Annotated in this window: 14 protein-coding genes and 2 pseudogenes; 9 read left to right on the forward strand and 7 right to left on the reverse strand. The window is 52.9% G+C overall.

All coding sequences use genetic code 11. The annotated features are described in order from the left end of the window. The 6 genes from RSSM_RS34270 to RSSM_RS14665 all read left to right on the forward strand — a co-directional run. Positions 1-2,005, forward strand: a 2,005-nt coding sequence (locus RSSM_RS34270) for a coiled-coil domain-containing protein (protein WP_044302598.1), incomplete at its 5' end; no start/stop codon positions are given. 13 nt (positions 2,006-2,018) lie between these two features. Next, positions 2,019-5,369 (forward strand): MotA/TolQ/ExbB proton channel family protein, encoded by a 3,351-nt coding sequence (locus RSSM_RS31695; RefSeq protein ID WP_008680109.1) that lies wholly within the window; start codon positions 2,019-2,021, stop codon positions 5,367-5,369. Between the two features lie 2 nt (positions 5,370-5,371). Further along, complete coding sequence (locus RSSM_RS14645; protein WP_008680111.1) at positions 5,372-7,027, forward strand: hypothetical protein; 1,656 nt, start codon at positions 5,372-5,374, stop codon at positions 7,025-7,027. Positions 7,028-7,874: 847 nt separating this feature from the next. Continuing rightward, positions 7,875-8,408 (forward strand): tlde1 domain-containing protein, encoded by a 534-nt coding sequence (locus RSSM_RS32905; protein WP_008680114.1) that lies wholly within the window; start codon positions 7,875-7,877, stop codon positions 8,406-8,408. Between the two features lie 547 nt (positions 8,409-8,955). Continuing rightward, positions 8,956-9,486, forward strand: a complete 531-nt coding sequence (locus RSSM_RS14660) for a hypothetical protein (protein WP_044302601.1) — start codon at positions 8,956-8,958, stop codon at positions 9,484-9,486. A gap of 312 nt (positions 9,487-9,798) precedes the next feature. Then, complete coding sequence (locus RSSM_RS14665) at positions 9,799-11,796, forward strand: S9 family peptidase (protein WP_008680120.1); 1,998 nt, start codon at positions 9,799-9,801, stop codon at positions 11,794-11,796. Between the two features lie 315 nt (positions 11,797-12,111). Here RSSM_RS14665 and RSSM_RS14675 read toward each other — a convergent pair whose 3' ends face one another. Continuing rightward, entirely contained in the window at positions 12,112-13,206 is a 1,095-nt protein-coding gene (locus RSSM_RS14675; protein ID WP_008680123.1) for an integrase core domain-containing protein, read from the reverse strand. Between the two features lie 832 nt (positions 13,207-14,038). Continuing rightward, positions 14,039-14,551 carry a hypothetical protein gene (locus RSSM_RS14685; RefSeq protein WP_144059826.1) on the reverse strand — a complete coding sequence of 171 codons (513 nt, stop codon included), beginning with the start codon at positions 14,549-14,551 and terminating at the stop codon, positions 14,039-14,041. Between the two features lie 19 nt (positions 14,552-14,570). On the opposite strand from RSSM_RS14685, the gene RSSM_RS14690 reads away from it, so the two are divergent. Further along, the gene (locus tag RSSM_RS14690) at positions 14,571-15,503 is read left to right on the forward strand and encodes a hypothetical protein (protein ID WP_008680130.1); all 933 of its coding nucleotides are present in this window, start codon (positions 14,571-14,573) and stop codon (positions 15,501-15,503) included. 607 nt (positions 15,504-16,110) lie between these two features. On the opposite strand, the pseudogene RSSM_RS14700 reads toward RSSM_RS14690, so the two are convergent. From RSSM_RS14700 to tnpA, 4 genes and pseudogenes are all read right to left on the reverse strand, one after another. Further along, a pseudogene (locus RSSM_RS14700) lies at positions 16,111-16,578 on the reverse strand (transposase); the annotation flags it as partial. 37 nt (positions 16,579-16,615) lie between these two features. Beyond that, positions 16,616-18,337 (reverse strand): IS66 family transposase, encoded by a 1,722-nt coding sequence (gene tnpC, locus RSSM_RS31700; RefSeq protein WP_008680136.1) that lies wholly within the window; start codon positions 18,335-18,337, stop codon positions 16,616-16,618. Positions 18,338-18,465: 128 nt separating this feature from the next. Then, positions 18,466-18,855 carry an IS66 family insertion sequence element accessory protein TnpB gene (tnpB, locus tag RSSM_RS14710; RefSeq protein ID WP_008680138.1) on the reverse strand — a complete coding sequence of 130 codons (390 nt, stop codon included), beginning with the start codon at positions 18,853-18,855 and terminating at the stop codon, positions 18,466-18,468. Beyond that, complete coding sequence (gene tnpA / locus RSSM_RS14715; protein ID WP_008680139.1) at positions 18,852-19,241, reverse strand: IS66 family insertion sequence element accessory protein TnpA; 390 nt, start codon at positions 19,239-19,241, stop codon at positions 18,852-18,854. The genes tnpB and tnpA overlap by 4 nt, the downstream gene beginning before the upstream one ends. Before the next feature lie 332 nt (positions 19,242-19,573). On the opposite strand from tnpA, the pseudogene RSSM_RS35580 reads away from it, so the two are divergent. Then, positions 19,574-19,714, forward strand: a pseudogene (locus tag RSSM_RS35580) (IS256 family transposase); the annotation flags it as partial. 94 nt (positions 19,715-19,808) lie between these two features. Here the strand turns inward: RSSM_RS35580 and RSSM_RS33185 are convergent. Continuing rightward, positions 19,809-20,339 carry a tetratricopeptide repeat protein gene (locus tag RSSM_RS33185; RefSeq protein WP_144059827.1) on the reverse strand — a complete coding sequence of 177 codons (531 nt, stop codon included), beginning with the start codon at positions 20,337-20,339 and terminating at the stop codon, positions 19,809-19,811. Here RSSM_RS33185 and RSSM_RS33190 point away from each other — a divergent pair. Next, positions 20,338-20,541, forward strand: coding sequence for a hypothetical protein (locus RSSM_RS33190; RefSeq protein WP_144059828.1), 204 nt, complete (start codon positions 20,338-20,340; stop codon positions 20,539-20,541). The two genes, RSSM_RS33185 and RSSM_RS33190, sit on opposite strands and share 2 nt — an antisense overlap. Positions 20,542-20,641 lie beyond the last annotated feature (100 nt).

Here is a 20,641-nt window from a genome sequence, read left to right on the forward strand (position 1 = left end):
CGCGAAGCCAGATCCCGACGCGAAGCCAGATCCGAACGCGAAGCCAGATCCCGACGCGAAGCCAGATCCCGACGCGAAGCCAGATCCCGACGCGAAGCCAGATCCCGATGCCAAGCCAGATCCCGATGCCAAGCCAGATCCCGATGCCAAGCCAGATCCCAACGCGAAGCCGGATCCCGAGGAAAGTCCGCCCGCAAAGGATGCAACGCAAGATCCGATAGAGACATCTATCTCAACTACGGACGTTGATGCGTACACCGACTTTCTAGCTGGGCAAGTTGCTGATCCAGATGCCTTAGAGAAAGAACTAGATCGCTTGAAGAATGAGGCCGAGAAAACGCAGCGGAGTCTAGAGCAAATCCAATCTGAACAGTCGCAAGACGAGGAGCGTGCTTTCAGGAACGCGGAGTCAATAGAAAATGCTCAAGCACTCGTCGAGAAAGCGAAGCGAATGAGCGCGGCGATTGCGTCGCTCGGTGAAAAAGACAACGAACTCCACGATGAAGCGAAGGCTATAGCCGAGAGTCTTCGAAAGGCTGTTCGTGAAACGGTTGATAAGGTTGCAAGTCAACTCGCGGCTGTCGCACAAAATCAAGAAAGCGAAATGTGGGAGGACAAGCCCATTGAACCAGAGGTAATCGAAAACGCCCAAATCTCGAGCGAGAAGAAAACAGATGCGCCAAAGATAAAACGCTCTGACCAGAAGAGCAGAATCAGCAGCGAGAACGTAGATAATCTCGACAATAAACTGAGTAATCAGAGTACACGTGGCATGATGGCGGCCGCGAAGGAAGGCCAGCTCGGCAAAAACTCGCTCACTATAACCGCCCATGTATTAGCTGCCTCGGACATCGAACTCACGCGGCTTCTCAAGGGTTTTTCTGACCCGAAAGCGACTCCCCAGGGCGAGCATCACGCTCTAGGTCAGCTAATAAGCAACTTGGCTGCGAAACGTATGAGGGTCACCAGTGTCAAGCTAATCGAGTCCGGAAACAATGCGGACATCGCGATTCTTGACGAGGACCCTTCGGCCAATGAAAAGTGCGCTGAGATCTACGAGCATGTGTTCTTTCTCAAAGCCATTTCAAGACTTCGGGATCGACTAGAAGCAACCGAGTCAATGGACGAATACCTACCTCCAGAAGAAATCGCCTCGAAGTTTGCAGATGGCAAGGCAACGCTTGAGGATGTTGAACTGGCTCTCGTGCGGAGTTTGATCAACGCCCAGGACACGGGTGGCGGATGGGGCTATCAAAAGGAAACAAAATGGTCGTCCGGGCGTAATCCGGATATGAGCTTAACCCAGTCAGCGCTCTTTGGAATCCGCTCAACTCTGGAGCACAACGGCAAACTCAACAAGGAACGTTTGCTGAAAGTCTACGGGACAAATGATGAGACTGCTGCCGTCGATGCATACGTTGGGCTCTTAAGGAGTGCTCACGGATTCGCACAGACGTGCGCGCCGTCTGGCTTCTTCCAATACAGAAAAGATTCCGTCGGTACGCTTCGTTTTTCCTCAGGAAATCTTCTTTCATGTGTCCCTGTCAGGATTCATGATGGCACTCTTCGCTACCCAAATTCCAAAGATGACCCTGCAGCGACAAGAGTTGCACTACGCGAGGCGGTGCGTAGAGCGATTGCGGATCACCAGAGAATGATCGGAACGGAAGGATGGACGTTCACAGGCAAGCTGGATGTGGATTTTCCATACCATTACCAGACTCTATACACCGCAAGATCGCTCGTAATGTTCCTTCAAGTTTCGCGATCTGAAGCTGCGCCAGATGTGCGAACGCAGGTCGAAGATTGGACCGATTCAGTATTGAGCCAGTACCTGGCGATTGCAAGCGATTCTGAACATCCATTCGCGCCGCTGCGACCGCCAGGCAAATCGTTTAGCGGTTGGATCAACGGGGAGCATCAATCCATGAAAACAATGTCTCGGATCGTTGCAACTACACTCAGAGACGATCTGAGAGCACTTTTGAATACAACATCACAATAAAGCTGAGCGAAAAATGGAACCTGATAAATCAGCAACGCTTTCAGGGCTATACGGCCTTTTGAAAGCCGTGTTCTTACCCATTGTGATAGTAGCGTGCTGCGTTGTTAGCACGCTCGCTTTTTCGTTTACATCTCCTTGGGTCGGCGGCGTTGTGTTGTTCGTCACAGGCGCGCTCCTCTTTATCGCCAATTCACTGGCCACCGCCCATGTTCAAAAGAGCTTGCTTGTGGGTGTCGCGGTTTCCGCCATTCCATGGTGCTTGGCGCTGTCGAGCGAACGCTTAGTGGTCGAGTCGGGACTGCCTTGGCTGCTTGCGATTGTCGGTGTGTTTGGCGCAATCACTTCAGCCTGGATGCTCGGAAAGACACGAGTTGGCGATAGTCAATGGAAGACAGAAATTGTCTCCGGAATCACACTTGTGGGTACTCTTGTCCTTGGCCTAGTTCTGTTGGCCAAATTGCAAATCCCCTTCGAAGGAATGAGCGCTAAGGCACTTCGACATTTAGAGTTTGCTGTCTCACTATCGTGTGTCGCAGGCATCGTCGCCTACACGATTCGCTGGCCTGTAGCGAACGCAACAAGGCCCGATATCAGAGCTTTGTTTGGATTCGTTTCCGTATTGCTCTATGCGACTGTTTCGACAGCAATTTCACTCGCTGCATTCTTCTCTTACGCCAATGCCGATCTTGCAGCCTGCAAGAAGGAACTTTTCGCGAGTGACGATTCGGCATTTCTGAAGTCCGCTGCTGCAACCGTGCTAAGTAACTCGGGCAGAGAACCAAGCGACTCGAAACAATCGTCGGTGATTGATACTTCAACGGAGAACGAAGTCGCGAAAGGAATACTCCCGTTTGACCACTTCTCGCTGCCGAGTAGCAAAAGACAAACCACGATCCCACTCACAATTACAAACTTCTTTGGGATGGCCTCGCACGGCAGATCCACGTGGAAACAAATCGCGGATTTGCCAAGGCTCTCGATACCTTTGGATTCCGTTCAGAATAACGCTACGGTAATACTTCAACAGGCACACAGCTTTGCCTATGAGAGTACAGATATACCAAATCGCGAAAGCAATGCGGCACAAGAAAATGATGTCGACCCGCCAGAAAAACAATCCAAAGACGATCTCCTTCAAGCGTTATTGAAGTCAAAGGATGGACGGGTTGCGCTCCAGCGCATTGGCAAGTTCTTGACCGCTGATGATGCTCCCAACGCATATTGGACCAAGTATCTTCACACGACGGTGCGCGGACCTATCCAATTTCTGACTCTGGTAGTTTTCTGGGCGTCCGTGCTCCCGGCAGCGTCGTTCATCCTCGTATTGCTTCGGGACGGACGAAATATTGATTGGCTTCAACGAGATCTGGTCATTTTTCATCGCACAGACAAAATAAAGCATGCTTCGTCGACTGTTGTCTCTAACGGTCGTTCAGAGAGTCTCGACTTTCCAAATTTTGCGTTGCGCGTCGAAGACGCAAGTGTCGATCAGAAAGCTCTCGCATCGTTCATGCCCAGCAGTTCGCACGCCAGTTCGACAGCGGGCGTCGAACTTCCTTTGCCACATCAACCGCCCTCAGACCAAGATCTTCGAGTCGAACCCGCTAACGATGAGTCATTCACACTACAGCTTTTAGTTCAGGGAGAAATTGCAACCATCGCGACAATAGCCGCTCCGTTGGATGGTGCTAGGCGGCGAATTAGTGGCGTAGAACGCGACGGAGATGCGAGCATTTCTTTACTGATTGCGAGTGGGTTAGGATGGGCATCAGAATGGCTGAAACCCCGTTTCGAACTTAAAACAGCGGACGAAGAGGCAACTTGCGAATTTTCGGTAAACGTCAATGACGCGACTCATACACTCATCGAGTTTCGCATATGGCCCAGCCACGATGGCTTAGCTTCCAGTCTTTCTTGGAGTCAAGGAGCAAGGGACGCGATCACAGCGGAACTAGAAGAGCAAGTGATGAAGGATGTTCGCGGAGTCTTCAACTTGGAGCGAAACGGAAGCAGCCCAGCAGGAAGTGTGGTGTCTGTGATTGGCACCCAAATCGACCAACAGGAATTTGCTTTGACCGTGGATTGGCAAATCAAAGAACGTCCGGTTTCGATAACTTTGTCAGGAGTTGCCCCCATCCTTCACAACGATCCATACGTTGATTTCTCAAACACAGCGGTGGAAGCTGATGGCCTAACGAAAGAGGTACTGAAATGCCTGGATTTGGACGAAACTCCCTACATCGTGGAGCACGTAAGCCTGTCAATTGAACGGAGCAAAGAGTCCTTCTATGCGAAAGTTGACCTACAGATTCCTTTCGCTGGCGGTGAATCAATTTCTTTTCCAGTTGCCTCACTTTGTGTCAGGAACGCACCGAGGAATGGCAAAATTGCAGTTGATGTCGCGGTCTCAGACGTTGCGGATGGCCCAAGAAAGTTTGTCGACTTTTGCGACTCTCTTGCGCAAAACAATACCTGTCCTTTCGGGTTACGAGCCCAAGCCCGGTCAAACGCACAGTCACCAACCGTATCCTGGGTTGAGCTTTCGCCAAGTGATTCACAGCCAGTCATAGAGATACGAGGTATTTCGACGCCAAGGTCCGCCAATGATCCGCCACAATTCGAACGATTGAAACCAACATCTATTTCGACGCCAGCGTTTGGAGCGTTCATGCTTTCAAAGTTTGGCATTCCCGGAGCCACATTGAATGCACGTACGGACAATAGCCATAAGGAAGATCTACTTGTCGAACTGATAAGTCATGAAAAGAAGAAGAGTCCGGTAACGATAGCGAGATTCACGTTTCGACTGAGCCCGTTTTTTGATGTCTACGACAATCAACTCCACGCGATGTTGCAAGACACATTCGATTCGATTCGTGTGCAATCTCCGAACGCGAATCTTGAAGAGCAGCAAACATGCGCCTTGGTGGCCCGCGTTCTAAAGGGTGGATGCACAATGGGCACCCGCGATGCGATGTATGGCGTCCTTGAGCAGGGGTGCAACGAGCTTGAAGAGCGTACCGATTCACGCATGGAGCTTGTTAGGTACGGGGCTTGGCTAGCGCCATCTTTCGGATTTATCGGAACCATATATGGTATCGGCTCGGCACTTTTAGGCAGTGAGAAAATGGTGACTGCTGATGAGGCTAATCAAGGCGCAGAAATCAGTGCGGTCTCACAGACACTAGGTAGCGCGTTTGACACAACGATGGTTGCCTTGATCTTGAGTATGCTTCTTGTTTTCTTAATTCATGTTTCGTCGTACTTAACCTCAAACCTCATCATTGCGTTTCGAAGATTTTCCAATGAGAAAATTATCGAACGTTTTGAGGGAATACGTGAACTGCCGAACCGAGGACCGTAGGCGTGGTAAGAAAAGACGTCGAAACAGTAAGTCTGTCGTTCCTTGATCTACTGTCATGCGCATTGGGGGGCGTCATCCTATTGATGCTAATTTTTACGGCGGTGATGTACGGGAAATATTCCCATCGAAAATCGCTTGTGTTATACGCAAACGTAGGCAACGTAGATGATGTCGACGTGTTTGCAGTCAAGCCATCGGGCGACGAGATTCCACTGCTGTCTGAAAAAGGCTCCGGCCTCCTTTACATGATTCAGGAACGGCCAGAATTTGGCGACTGGCAATTGATAGCGAAAAGGACAAAGCCCGATTCGAGTACTCAAACGGAATCAACGAGGTTCGAGGCAGTTACGACCGTGCTATCTGCCGAAGTGGACTCAGCCGTCTTCGTAACAAATTGGATGCCATTTGACGATGCCTTAACTCAGGCGCGCAAGTCTGCGATCGCACTGTCTTCCGCGCGTCGCAAGAAGTTCTTAGACGCGAACACACTAAAAGAACTGCAAAGTGGAGTATTCAGTATTTGCAGTTCTGTCAACAATCGCGGACGGACTATTGACGAAAACAACTTGAAACGAAAACGCGTTAGTCTAGCGTGCGAATCAATCCTGAAAGACCTAGCAGGTACGGACAGCGACAAGATTGAAGAACTGGTAGGGGGAGTCTTCTTCACCGCGTTCGGCGTCTCAGGTGTAACGGCGGAGGGCCGCCCAGACCACAGAGATCGATTTCCCCCGGTGCGGCGTTCCGTGCATCTCCTCGCTGTTCTGTGTGCTCTACATTCGGGGCTGAATAACGAACAGGGCACAGCGAAAACCGCAGCAGCAGTGTCCATTAAAAGCATCATCGGCGAGTACCTCTACTTGTGCCGCGGGTGTGATCTCCTGCCAGTTGGAACAACCGAAACGAAAGAGTCGGGATTGACGCATGAGTCGGTGCTCGCCTACCAGGTCATCTTGTTTAGAAACAGAGTGCCCAGTTCCCGTACAGTGGATCTTGTTCGTCTCTGTCTCAGTGCCAGCGTGCAACCCGATTTAACAAAGTCATCAAACGTTGCGCAGTTTGATGTCCGGTACCGCAATGCTGCTGGCTTGCCGAGCGTACTGAAGCAGCGGTACGAAGAAATGAAGGACGTTCCGTATTCGCGGTGGTTCGCCGCAACACTTTGTGATCTCTTGGCGGAGGACATCGTTCAAGACGGCGGTTTAGCTTCGGCCCAGGGGCTACGCTTGTTGAATCCGATAGTTGAGCGTGATTCACAGCTAGACTTGTCAAAGACTCTTGTGTCTACGAAAGCAACACCGTCCCTTGTGCTCTTAGCAGCTATGAACGGTCCGGAGGTTCGGCGGCTTCCGCTCAGCGAACGCGTGTCACTTGCAGAATCGTTGAGCGAAAACGTTCGGTCAGACGGGTTGAGATACCTTCGAGATCAGCAACCCCTTCTCCTGCAACAGGCTGGAGCGGAAGCACTGCTCGCGCTTCGTGAGTTGGCAACTGCGCCATTCGTGGTTGAGCCAGTCAATCTTCACTGGGGTGGCATTTGGGAGACTAGACCAAAAATCAGTGTCAAACTGTCTGATACTCAACACGGAAAACCAATTCTCGCGTTTTCAGTGACACAAGACGACCTTCTCATAGAACGCGATGGCGACGGCGCATGAAACGGAAGAAGAATAAGTCGATCTCAATCGTGAGCATGTCGTTCCTCGACTTACTTTCTTGCGCGCTCGGTGCAGTTCTACTACTAGACATATTGTTTTCTCAGACGCTGCGACCTGGACATTCAACGGAAAAGACGCCTTTCGCTGCTGTAGAAGTGACTCAGTCTGTTTCGGTCGACCCCCAAGATCTTGAAAAACTCTCGAGAGCGATATCCATCAGTCCAAACGATTACCTTCAATGTTCACTGAGACTTGAACCAACAGAAGGAATTCCTGAATCCATAGTGTCACAATTTGGGCGGGAGGATCGACAACGCCTTTGTGACGCGTCTTGGGCGAACCCAAAGGTGTCGTCGATCGCTCCTGGCACGCTAGAGGTCAAGTGGACGGTCGTGCTTACTTTCCTGACGGCTAACACAGGGTGCGTCACTGTTACAAAAAAATCGGGAAGTTCCCAAGACATTGAATTCGAGACAGAGTTTGTTCGCGGCGATGTGTACTGGCATAAGGGAACGAATGCGATTGGGAACGACGGTTGCTTTACGCTCGAATCGCTCGACGAGTTAAATGACAAACCTCTCAAGGAGGAGTGATATGAATACGTTCGTTGCGCGTCTGCAACCGCATCGTCTTACACATGTCCTTGACAGACTGGGAGAAGGTTTCAAACATGGAATGCCAGAGAAACCAGATTTGTTCGAAGTGAACAGGACATACAACCTCATTTCCAACTGGAGTTTTCCAACAAATGTTTACGAAATCAGTTAGCTCGGCCGTTCTTGCTTTGGTCGTTCCGTGTTGCGTTGCTGTTGCGGAAGCTCCCAAACCTACCATTCCGAATCTCCGCGTGGGCGACGAAGGGCCTCATGTGCAGCTCGTCCAGAAGTTGCTCGGTATCTCTTCGGATGGCAAGTTTGGCAACGGGACCCAAACAGCCGTCAAGGCATTCCAGACCAAGAGCGGACTAACAGCAGACGGCATCGTTGGAAAAGACACGTGGAAGGCGTTGCGCGGGAGTGGCGCATTTCAATACGACCAGTCGTCGGGTGAGTTGAAGCGAAATAAGATCGTTTGGGCAAAGGGCTACTCAGGTGCTGGGGCTGCAAAGAATGATCCATCTCAGGAAAGCGTGAAAAACAAGGGGCCGATTCCAGCTGGGAAATGGAAGATCGCCGCCCCGATCGACAGCAAGAAGACCGGCAAGTTCGTCTTGCCGCTAACGCCCGAAGGGCATACCGCTCATGGCCGAACGGCCTTTCAAATTCACGGCGACAGCGTCAAGAACCCGGGCACGGCATCAAGCGGCTGCGTGATCTTGCCACGTCATATCCGAGAGCATATTGCCGCTAGCGGTGAGAAGACACTCAGTGTCGTCAAGTAATCATCGAATGGTCTTGTTTCGACCATCAAGTAGCGCATGGATATAGCTCTCTGAAGTTTGAGAGCTTTTCCTGGTTTTCGTAGACAAAATTCTGTGCTCGGTGAATAATCAGTGCGAGTTAGTCGAAGGGGGCCGTCCATGTTCGCATCGTCGGTGCTTCAGCCCAGAAGCGGTGCAAAGTAGTCTTTTAGGTCCGAGCTTGGGAAAATTGTGATCAACCAATTGTTGGATATCTTAATCAAAACCGCAGGCAGCGATGCGTATGCGTAGCGTTTGTCGTGGTCGCTTGGCCTTGTTCGCGCTGCGAAAACCGAAGGGGGCAGGTGTCCAAGCAAGCTGTGCTGCTGCCGGGCAGTTGGCGGGATTCGTCGAGTTGCGAATGTCACAAAAGTGCTTGCGCATGAATGCGTGACTCCTTAGGACAAGCACACTTCATGTTTCGTCGCCGTTATTGCTCGCCCCCAAGTGAGTCGACATCCGACAACTTTGGAGAACATTCGAACCTGTGCAGCGTGAGCAAAATCTTAAAACCTGGAGTTCTATTAGAATGTCAACGATCTTCCGGTGCGGCATATGTGCTGCATTTCTGCAACTTGCCAGCGTCAATGCGTTTTGCGAAGACAGTAAGAAGCCAATCGTAGGTGGTGACGGTAAGCTAAAGATTGGAACTTCATCCAGTTCAACGAAATGGATTCTTACCGCAGAGGTTGATACGGGAGCAGATCGCTCGTCCGTAGACGCAGTGGGTTTCGAATCGGTGAAGTTTTCCGAGCTTGCAGTAGGCGACGATTTGGAATTCTGGATTGTGACTGAACGGCGCAAAAGTCCGGGTTCTGCTCCCGCGATCTGGGAGATTGTTCAGAAAAAGAGGGCAATCGCAAAGTACCACGGGACCAAGCGAGTAAACGGGGAAAACAGGCCATTGGTAAAGTTGTGGATCAAATATCCAGGTGCGAAGCCCGTTCCATTGATCGTCAACCTTAATTCCCGAAACAAGCGCGAGAGGATGCTTCTCGGCGAAGACTTTACGGACGGCAAACTTGTCGACACGGAACTGACTTTCGGTGATGCCTGGTAGCCTCCGATTACGATACCATGCCGCAATTGTGCAAGTTTTTGCTGCCAATTCGGATTCGCAAAAAGACGAGTCTGAGTTGTCCAAGTCGTCGTTCGTCATGATGAAGAATGCCTCGGGTACCTCATGTTCGATAGTTTGAAAGTGCGCGGCGTAGGCCGACCGTTGATTCTTGACGGTCCATTCTAAGGTCGTTTTACTGCATCCCCAACACGGAACAAACGAAAGCGATAAACTACCGATTCCGGTTTTGATCCGATTGGCCCGTTAACTTGTCGACGAAGTCAGTCCAACGAATGAATCAGGTAAAAGATAATGAAACTTGTTCTAGCGTCGTCATTGCTCATATTTCTCGTTCCAGACTTAATCCTCGCCCAAGAATCTGAAACCACCGTCTTCAAAGACAGGTCTATCGACCTGGCCAAACACCTAGATCAGTGGCCCTATCGCAGCTATGCGATTTATGGATCCTACGCGGCCAACCAGATTGGGCTAATTCGCGAGAGTGCGACGTCAACCTTTGTAGTTGCGGATCTACAACCGAACTCGGTCATCTCCTTCGATAAAGCGGAAGAGCTGAATGCGACAGATCTCGCCAACGTTGCTGCTTGGAAATTTACCTATAACGCGGTCACCAGTCAGTGGTACTTCAAGGGGGATGAAGAAAGAAACGAGGAGTACAATCTCTACGTTTTCAACAAAGACGCCGCCACCAAGACCAAGCTGACCAACGTGCCGTATCTTTACGACTACGCTTTCAGCAAGGACTACAAGCGTGTGGCCTACACCGCCAGGGTTGTACACAGTAAAGAGGGTAGCCCTGGCGAAGTCCGCATCCTTGACTTGGAAACTGGTGAGGACATGGCGGTTTACAAGGACGAGGATGAGGCTTTCAAGCTGACCTGGGGATCGATTAGTTGGCACCCCGAAGAAGAAGGGGTCATCTTTGTCACCGCGAAGGACGGCGATCGCACCAAACACAACTTGGTTTATGTTGATCTAACACGAATCACTCCTGCTAGCACCGTGGTAACAGATCCTGAGATAAAACGCACAGACTTGGCTTTACCCAAAAAATGGCTCTCGACCACTCAGGTTGGCTACGGCGTCACCGAAAATGATACGCCTTACATAAGAGTCTACGATTTCGCTTCCAATGAAACCAAGCTGAGCCAACAGACCTCGGCAGATGTCGCCGATCTAAAGGTAGCCAGTTTAGGCGGTAGGGCCAAGTTAATCGTCTTGCTGAATGGGATTAGACGTCAGGAACTACGTGTCGTAGACCCAGAGGCAGGCACACTCGAGCGGTCGATTGAGCTTGAGGGCGGCATCGAGCTTCTGGATACCAAGCCCGAACGCGTTATGGTTGCACAGCAATACTTGACCGACCCACTGAAAATATGCGATCTCAACCTTGCTCCTCAGGAAATTGAGGTGGTCGACCTAGCCGGCATTTCGAAGGAGCTTGCTAGCGACATCGTACATTGCACGGTCAAAGAGCACGTTTACAAGACCTTCGATGACATTACCTATGATATTGACGGCGAGACCTTCGAAGGTGAGATCTTCGGGTACCTGTACTCGCCCAAAAATCCGCTCCCCCGCGAACAGGCGATTGTGCTGATTGAAGGCTTCTACGGCGCTTATACCGACTTCGATGTTACGAAGCAGGTGTTGTGTGAGGCTGGTATCTATGTGTTCAGCCCCAACCCGCGAGGCAACCGTGGCTCGGGTGCATTCGCCAATGCTCAGATTGGAGACTATGGCGGTAGCGATACGCTCGACGGTATCTACGCGGCGAAGTATGCCTCTGAACTTCTGGGCATTCCGCCAGAACGCGTTGGCGTCTTCGGCATGAGCTACGGAGGTTATTTGACTCTCCGTCACCTGACGTTTCAAGGTGAAGTCAACGGCCATCAAGCTTCTTTTCCTTGGGGATTCGGGATCAGTGAAGCTGGCATCAGCCAAGTCCTGCGGCAAGCAGACCCGCAGATCGGCGGTTCTGTTGCTGGCTACGTCGAACGCGCTACGGGGCCGTTGGATGACCCGGCGACATGGAAGAAATTTCAGGGCGAACGCTCTCCTGCTAACCTGATGGAGAACTTCAACGCGAAGCTACTATTGATTCACGGTACTGCAGATACGCGAGTGACGCCTATCGAGAGCCGCGACTTTTACTGGCGAGCTCGTGAGCAAGGCAAGGGTGATCTCGTCACGTACATCGAGTACGAAGGACAGGGGCACTATGCAACCGGTCGTGCCGACAAAATCAAACGACTGAAAGACTGGCTAGAGTTTCTCGCAGGCATCTAGCTGGACGAGTATAATAGATGCGTCCACTTCGGCGTTGATGGCGGAGTGCGGCATTCAATGGGCTCGTTCTCGGACGATCCCATCGAGTGGACTTCGTTGATCGTAAACATTCAGCCGTTCGGAGATCGGTATTTTCGAAACGGGGCCATCCCGTTCTGTTGGCTGGATCATGGAAGGAGCCACAGCCACGACCATCCTTTGATCGATGACGATTTTATCGAGCGGTTCTTGCTCAAGCAACGCAAGCGAACGTATACAAAGCGCTTGTCGGAAGAGGATGCGGAAATGTGCAGCTTTACCGCCCACTACGCGAGCCTATGCTGCTCTTCGCGAATAGCTCTTCAGCAATCCACCAAGGCGTTCGTTGCAGCGGATTTCGCTGAGCCAAATGGTGTCCGCGGAAGGAGCCGGATTACTCCGCGCCTTGCTTTGTGACTTCTCTATCAACCCATTTTCCAGGCCCTGATGAGGGCGCTCTTGGTGGTAGTGCTCGGTGAACTCTGAGCAAAGCAAGCTCATGTGTTTCTCGCCGAACACGATGAAGTGATCTAGGCACTCCTGCTTGATCGTTTGCACAAACCGCTCGACGAAGGCAACCGTATTGGGTGAGCGAATGGCTGTCCTCCGAGTCTCGATCTTCTTGTTCTTGAATGTGTCAAGGAATGGTTGTGAGTACTTGCCGTCGTTGTCGTGCATCAGGATTTTGCAGGGCAGCTTCTCTGATTCGGTGTGACGAATGAACTCTTCAGCTTGCTCGACCATCCACTCTTGGTCTGGCTTATACGTCGCCGGCGTGATGAACACCCGACGAGTCTCAACGTGCAAAAACACGAGAACAAACACGTCTCGCAGCCCTGTCTTTGAGACGATCTTCTTCGAGAAGAAGTCGCACTGCCACATGGTTGCCGCGTGGCGTTTCAAGAATTCATCCCAAGTGCCTGGGCCACGCTCCGGACCCGTTTCATAACCGTTGCGCTTCAGGATGTTTTTCACCGTATTTCGAGTCACCGATTCGATGCCGAGCTTTTTGAGTTCGCCAAGAATTCGGGTGTAGCCCCAGCCAGTGTCCTTGGCCAGTTTCAGAATCAGCTTCTCGATGTCTTCTGCTGTTCTTGGCCGCCCCTTTTTGGGTTGTTGCTTTCCCTTCTTGCCCGAGTCTTCTCGAATCCAGCGACGGATCGTCGATGGGTGCACGATTGTAGCGAGCTCGTTCAGTGCTGAACCGAGGTTCTTGGCGAATCGGACCAGTCGATTCTTCTCGCGTTGTGTCAGGCTCAGTCGTTTCGGCAGCCGACTTCGCAGGATCTGGTTTTCGGCCTTCAAGTAGCTCACTTGGCGGGCCAATTCCTTGTCGGTGGACTTGGCGATTACGAGCATCAAAGAGGTGTAGACGTTACGAAAGCTCGCCATCGAGATTATGCTGTTTTCACGGGGAAAGTCCGGTCGGAGCGGACTTTTTGCACCCCGGGTTCGGGCTTCCAAAGTAGTCAGCGAAGTCCCGATTTCAATTCATGGCATGCTGCCGTCCGGCCACCTCGTCAGAGTCGCGTCACACACGATCACTTGAGGATCGAATGTGACGCCCGAACCAGAGAACTTTTCAACCACTGAAAGTTGGAGAGTGTCACATCCGCCGCATCTCTAAGCGGATGAGTATCGGAACCCGCAAGTCGCTGTTATCTCAGCACTTACAAATGTGAGTACTTCTCGCGAATTCTCGTGTAAGGGTCCTGCACAGGGAGGCGGCAGGGCTTCCGGCAACGATTTCGGTACTGATGTGCCATAGGCACCGTAGTTGGTTGAATTGGCGATTGCCGAACCACCGAACCCGGTATTCATAGCATTGGCGACAGCGGTGCCTCCGGTACCGTAATTCGTAGCGTTTGCAACGGCCACACCCTGAGCATCAGCATTCTGTGCTGCTGCAAAGGCACATACAATGAAGGCGGCACTCAGTAATTTCGTGAACTTAGTCATTTGTCGTCTCCCTGGAAGAAACTCGGTTTTCGTGAGCTGCGTCTCGACTGCCGAGTACGCGTTGACTTCGATGCTGTTTCATGACCGTCTTGGTCGGCTCTGCGACATCCCATTGCCATTTCTTCGGGATTCTTTGGTCGTGCCGAGTCAGATCGTTGTGGCTGCTTTCGTTGGTCGGTTTCATGGGGCACCGCCAAATCAGAAAAGCCCCCGGGAAATGAATCCCCAGAGGCTTCAAACGGGGAGAAAGCCTTTCGCTGTTCCGTCACGGCAGATACGGATATCCGACACTGCTTCCTGCTGCGCTGCGTCCAAGGTGACTTCCTGAACCGGCCCTGCCACCAGCACCTCGTCCGAACGATCGGCTGAACGATCGGCTGACGTTTCCAACCGTGACCGATCCACTCACCGAACCACCGACCATTCCGTACTTGTTTCCATGAATGGTCGTGTTCAACGACTGTTGGACGTACCGATTTCGCATGGCGGTACTTTGAGAGTTCCCGAACGTACTCGGGCCGTGGTGAATCCCAAGCCCGTGGGCCTGCGAGATTCCTGGACGATTGATTGTGTGGGCAAACCCACGGTTGAAACTGGGGCCCGATGCGCGTCCGGTGGCGTGTGAACCACCAGGACCGACAGACGCTCCGCTGGAGACCCCGGGAAAACCGAATCCTCCACCGTAGCCGGATGCGTTTCCAAAGCCTTGGGCGTGTGCGGTTGAGGTGACCGCAACGCAGGTCGCAATGACCGCGATCATTCGTACAAGTTTACTCATCTAACAATCTCCCTTGTGCATGACGGCTCAATCGCCGCGAACGTTGGATTGGACCGAGGAGACTCCGTTGCTTCCCGGACTAACATTAAGTGGGCAAACGCTTTCGGACTGCGACATTGATCCTTCTGGCGACTTGGGCAATTTCCGCGCTCAACTGATGTCGCAAACCCAAATCAGACAGACATACAGAGGGAGCACACCACTCAAAACACCCCAGTTTTTGGTCATCAATCCAGCGGAGTACGAAGTCATGTATTGGAAGTCGTTTTCAGCCATCGTCCTTTCGGCAGGGATCACGTGCGTTCCGTTGTTGGTGGACAACGATGCAGAGATCCGCAGAAGCCAGCATGGCCCCTCCACTGAATTACGAGATTTCCCGAGTACCGACGAGGACAGTGCCGGTGAGCATCGCTCCCTTTTTGATGCTATTCTCGAGCGAACAGAGGCCCTGAGGGATCGCGCACTCGACCTGATCGATTGGAGCGATGGAGATAAACCATCCGAACCGACACAGGATCAAACTCGCGATGTCGAACCGACCAACGAGCTTCCGGTAACTACCGTGACGCGTACGCCTCGCACGGCTCTCCGAACACGACATGATGGTCGACCTTCGCACATGGTAGATCGGATCAACGCACCACACTCGGCCACCGATGCCTATCAGCGGGCGATGGAGCGAGCCCGACGTGCCGAGGCGTTAGCCCGAACGTATGCATCGGGTGCCGCGGCCTTCGATGGCCAACGCAATGGTGTTTCGGTGCGCATCACGACGGGCCCCCAAGGACGGACCAACGTTGTGGAATCCGTATACGGCACGGGGTTCAGTGCTCCAGTCAGTCGAAGCTATTCGCTCTCTCCAACACACCGCGGCCATGCCGTTAGTGTGGAAGCAACCACGGACTCGACCGGTCAAATGCAAGTTCGACGCTACGGCAAGCCGATTCGATAAACGCGTCAAGATCGAAACAAGCGTCGCGTTACCAGCGAGGTGCAAAGTCAACGACACGTCCAGAGGATGTCTGGGCGCGTGTCGTATGGAGGTCACGCCACACCTTTACGACTCCATCGAGTTCGTGTCGCCATATCTGCGAGGAATCAACGCCAGATATTCGACGATAGAACGCCCCGGTCTTGGTCAGTTCGAACAGATTCTCGTGATTGGCGACCGATCTCAACCACGGATCTGGAAAGTCCTGGGTGGGACCGGGAAATGTCTTCCCATTGGTCGAATGTTTGGCGAATGCGGCCGGTATTGTCGCGCTGAACAACGCGGGCCAGCGAACAAATGTCACCACTAGTCGACCGAGCAATGCCAATCGGGTGAGCAAGTGACCTGCGATGAACTGGACGCCTTGCTTCCGGATCGCTGGCTGAAGTCGAATCCGACTCTCACTTGGACGATGGACAAGATCCGCCGCAAAGAAGGGGATGTCCCATTTCTTGTTGAAACTCTTGATGATCTCTCTGGTGAAAACGTAGGTGAGTGGGTTTGGATTTGCAACAAGATCTCCCTTCCAGACTTCGCCGTAGGCGAAGTCTGGAAGGGAGAAAACGATTTACTCCGGGTCCGATTTTGGGCGGGCCAGAGCCGCCGTCAACGCTGGCAAAGAGGAGTGCCCAGAGATCCGACGGAAGCCTTTCTCGGCCTCCAGTAACGCATGCGAAAGCCAACGGCTGGCTTGATCGGTCTCTGCCCGAAATCGCGTCACCCGGCCAAGCTTGCGACGCGTGTTCAAGAACGAATTCTCGATTGCGTTGGTGCTCAGCAGAGTACGGTGAAGCGTGTTAGGGACGTTCAAGCGATGTAACGCCAGCAGGTCATCGCCAGCTTCGTGCAGACTTCGATACGCTTCCGCATTGATCGGCTCCAGAAATGTTTTCAGATCGCCGAAGACTTCCTCAGCTGCTTCGATTCCTTGAACGCTGCGAAGTCGCGTGAACAGACGCGACAGCTCGCCCCAATGACGTTTGGAAAGCTTGCCTTTGATGTTTCGCTCCTTGTGGACCAAACAACGTTGGATGACGTGAGCGTTCGGTGAACGGCGTTGGGGGGAGCGAGGTTTAGCGGCGGCGTTTTCGGCGGCGGCGTTTTTCTTTCGCTTGGCGTTCTTTACGGCGAATGGTGTCCATCGTCCAGGCGTGATCGGGATGCGACTGCAGCCATCGGTCCGGCAACAACGCGTCCAGTTCCTCGCTGGTGACCGACTGGCCGGCGGATGCTTGGGCGAAAGCCTCTCCGCTGCGGTGAGAGGGTAGCTTATCGAACACGTCGCGAAGCCAAGCGAACGGTTCGACTCCGTTGGCCTTCGCACTGCTGACAAGTGAATAGAAAACCGCCGCATCGCGACCGCCACGCATCCCACCGACAAATAGATAATTCTTCCGACCGATTGCCGGGTTCTTGACCAACCTTTCGGCCGCATTGTTTTCAAACGATAGATAGCCTTCCTCGGTGTAACGACACAACGCCGACCACTGGTTGAGCGTGTACGTGAACGCTTGCCGGATCGCACTCTTGGGAAGCACGCGACCCGTTTCCAGTTCGCGATCCATCCATGATTTGAACTGGTGCAAAATTGGAAGCGAATGCTGCTGGCGAGCCGCTGCCACCAATGCAAAATCACGCTCACCTTGCAGGTTGGTCCTTGGATAGGCTTCACGCAGTTGTCCTTCGATCTGTGACAACCGAGCGATGAATGATAACGCTGTGTTCGCACGAACCCCATCATTATCAATCGCTTGATGCCAGTAACGCCGCGCATGAATCCAACACGCCACTTCGCGCACGCGACCACCCGCGTAGATGCAGTCGTATCCCGAATACGCATCGGCTTGAAGATATCCTTGGTAACCTTCAAGAAAATTCAAAGGCCCGTCACGCTTTCGGTCGATCGTAAAATCGTAAACCGCGTAAGGATGTAGCCAATCGCCAAGGTAAGGCCAGAACTTGGCTTCTCGAGCGATCCCCGCACCTGGCTCGAGCATCTTGATCGAAGTATCGTCCGTGTGGATGACTTTCGACTGAAGCACCAAGTACTTCATTCGCATCGCCAGCGGACGGGCCAGCTCAGCCAGCTTGATCAGCCAACCACACAGCGTGCTGCGACGAATCTCAAGCCCAGTTCGCAAGAAGATATCCTCAAGGCGATAAAGCGGAGTGTGGTCGCCGAATTTCGAGAGGGTGACGTGCGCACAGAGTCCTGGACCGGGTAAGCCTTTCTCGATCGGTTGCGGCGGCTTGGGAGCGACCACAACGTTCTCTTGGCACGCACGGCAGGCATACTTCACGCGGTCATGCTGGATCACTTCGACTCGGGCCGGGATGATCTCGATCTGCTTGCTGCTTTCGACCGCGAACTCGGTGCAGGTCTCACCGCAGCACGCGCACTTGCGCCGATCTTCGGGTAACTCGTGACGGAGCACTCGCGTCGGTTCGACTTCCGATAAGTCGCGGCGACCATGACCACGACGCTTTCTTTTCTTGCCAGTGGAGTCTTCCTCCCCGGCGGTTTCTTCTTCGGCTTCTGCGTGAAGCTCATCTGCGAGTTCTCTGAGCTCATCGATTGAGAACAACATCAACTGATCAGGATCGATGCGTTCTTGCCGCGAGCCACGAACTTTCAAAAGCAGCAGTTTGATTTGATGGCGAAGCGACCCAACGAGCGTGTCTTTCTCGGCGATCGTTCGGGCAAACTGTTCTTCGAGTGCCGCTTGATGCGCGGCGGTTTCTTGAAGCTGTTGCTTCAGTCTTTCGTTTTCGCGTTTGAGTTCAGCGGCATCCATGATGTTCGCTACGCGCGGCCGAGACACCGGTTCGACAGAAATTGAATATTTTCAAAAGAAAAACGCTCACCTGATGGATGCCAACAAGCGAGCGTTTGATGCGTTGATGTGACGCGGAAAGTCAGTCGTTAAACGGTCATCGGATCGCTGTCTTTGACTGTTTCGCAGTCGGGAAGCTTGTATCGTTTTCGCCGATGAACATTCTCATAGTCGAGGCCGCGAATAAGCAACAGAAGGTCCTCGCGATTGATCTCGGCCGAGGTTTTGTCATCGTGGATCGAGGGCATCTGAAAGGTTCCCTGCTCAAGCCTGCGGTACCAGATCGCGAGCCCGTCGCCGTCCCAGTAGAGTACCTTGAGTTTATCGCGTCGACGATTGACGAAGAGGAACAGATGACCTGAAAGCGGGTCTTGGCCGAGGGTACCAGCGACAAGTCCTTGCAAGCCGTCGAATCCTTTTCGCATGTCGGTGGGCGAGGTGGCAACGAAGATGCGAGTGGACGATGCGATGCTAATCATGAGGCGGCCACACGCGAAAGGGCTAGGAGCCAAGCGGTAACGTGCTGGGCGTCCGTCGCCGCGTCGGCCCGTAAAGTAAACCCGCCGGGAACGGTGACTTCGACCACACCTGAACTGGCTGGTCGCTGGTCGCCGTCGGTGAGATCGGCTTGTGAGTGACACGACTCTGAGTCGACAACGCGAACAGGGATGATCGCAGGAGAGTTTGGAGTTTGACCGGACTGCTCATCACGAATCGCCAGTTCACGCCGCCAAAAATAGAACGACGCTTCGGAAACCGCTTCGCGTTTGCAAAAGGCTTTTATCGACAAACCGCTGACGGCGTGCTCATTGAGCACCAATCGCCAAAACTCTTCTTTCTCGACCGACCGCTTCGAACGTGCCATGGGTAAGGCTCCCAAGTTGGAGGAAACAAATTCCGCCAACCTAAACCACCTTGCAAGATGCACTTCACAGAACGCTCACCAAAGAATAGAGCCGCCGCCGAAAACGCCGCCGCTAAGCCCACACCACGTAGTTCACCGAACGCTCACGGCTGCGAGACACCTTCAACCTTGCAAAACTGGGCGACGGTCATCTGAGCCTGCTCAAAACGTCGCAAACGCTCGGCCCAGAGCTTGGACGATTGGAAACGCGGCATGAGTCTTCTCCGCGTGAGGAACGAATCAAACCCACCAACCTAAATCCCGCGCCCACAACGGTTCTGGTGTACGGTTACGTTGTAGGTGCATTCCCAGACGGCAAGAGCGCGTTAATACTTTTCGCGGCCAGACTGCGTCACATCTCCGGAACGAAAAGGGGAACACGTAGATACTTGGAGATGGACCGACTTCACCAACCCCAGGAGAGCACCGTCTAACGAGCCGAGAAGTTTCGAGAGTCAAGTTGAAAATCAAATGTCCGCAACTTGACGAACGATAACTGCCAAGAAGAATCCAGGTGAATAATCCGGGCTAGCGCGACGCGACCTGTATGTCTATCTTGCCGGACGCATCGGTATCGGTCATCCCAGCGACAATCAGACGGGCACGTTCGATTTGCACGCGAAATTCACCTTGGAAACGCTCGATAGCTTTAGACACAACTTTTTTCTGAGAAGGACGCACCCGTTCGACCACCGCTGCCATGCCGAGTGAACGTCCTGCGTCGACCTTTCGTCCGAGACGAACCTCCGAGAAGGCCTTGAAGTACCAAAGCCGAGCGTCGGATTCGTAGGCATTGATTCCATCCTTCAACAGCCCAATGGCTTCCTCATAGTTGCCTTTCCAATACTCGCTTACGCCAAGAGCGTAATAACCCTCCGCGATGCGAGGAGTTCCACCCAAATCAACATCTGGCAGTGCCGGTCGACGCGACGAAACATAAACGCGTCCATCTGCTGCTTGGTCGATACGATTGCTCGCATACAGAGCGATTCGGTCCCCGGTAAGGTAGGGCGCCGCGAGGCGAGTATGAGTGGGCGGGACGACATACGCGAGCGGCATGGCAAAGTTTGGCACCACGACGCCACAAGTCCTCATCGTCGGGACGAAGGATGAAGAACAACTCGACCCACACGGCGAACAGTTCGTATCGACGACACACGAGTTCAGCACCTCACAACCACAACAAGTGCTCACAGAACAAGCATCGACAACCGGCCCACAGCCATTGAAAGTCTCGACACATGAAGAGGAAGAGTGGTAATAACTAGCTGAGTAGCCCGGTGCTTGCCAATAATTCGACGGTGCCCACCACGCGCCTCCGATGGGAACCGGTAATCCTCGGGGCTTCGGCGGTTCGTAGA

Origin of the sequence: Aporhodopirellula sallentina SM41 (assembly GCF_000346505.1) — a bacterium.
Classification (GTDB): domain Bacteria; phylum Planctomycetota; class Planctomycetia; order Pirellulales; family Pirellulaceae; genus Rhodopirellula; species Rhodopirellula sallentina.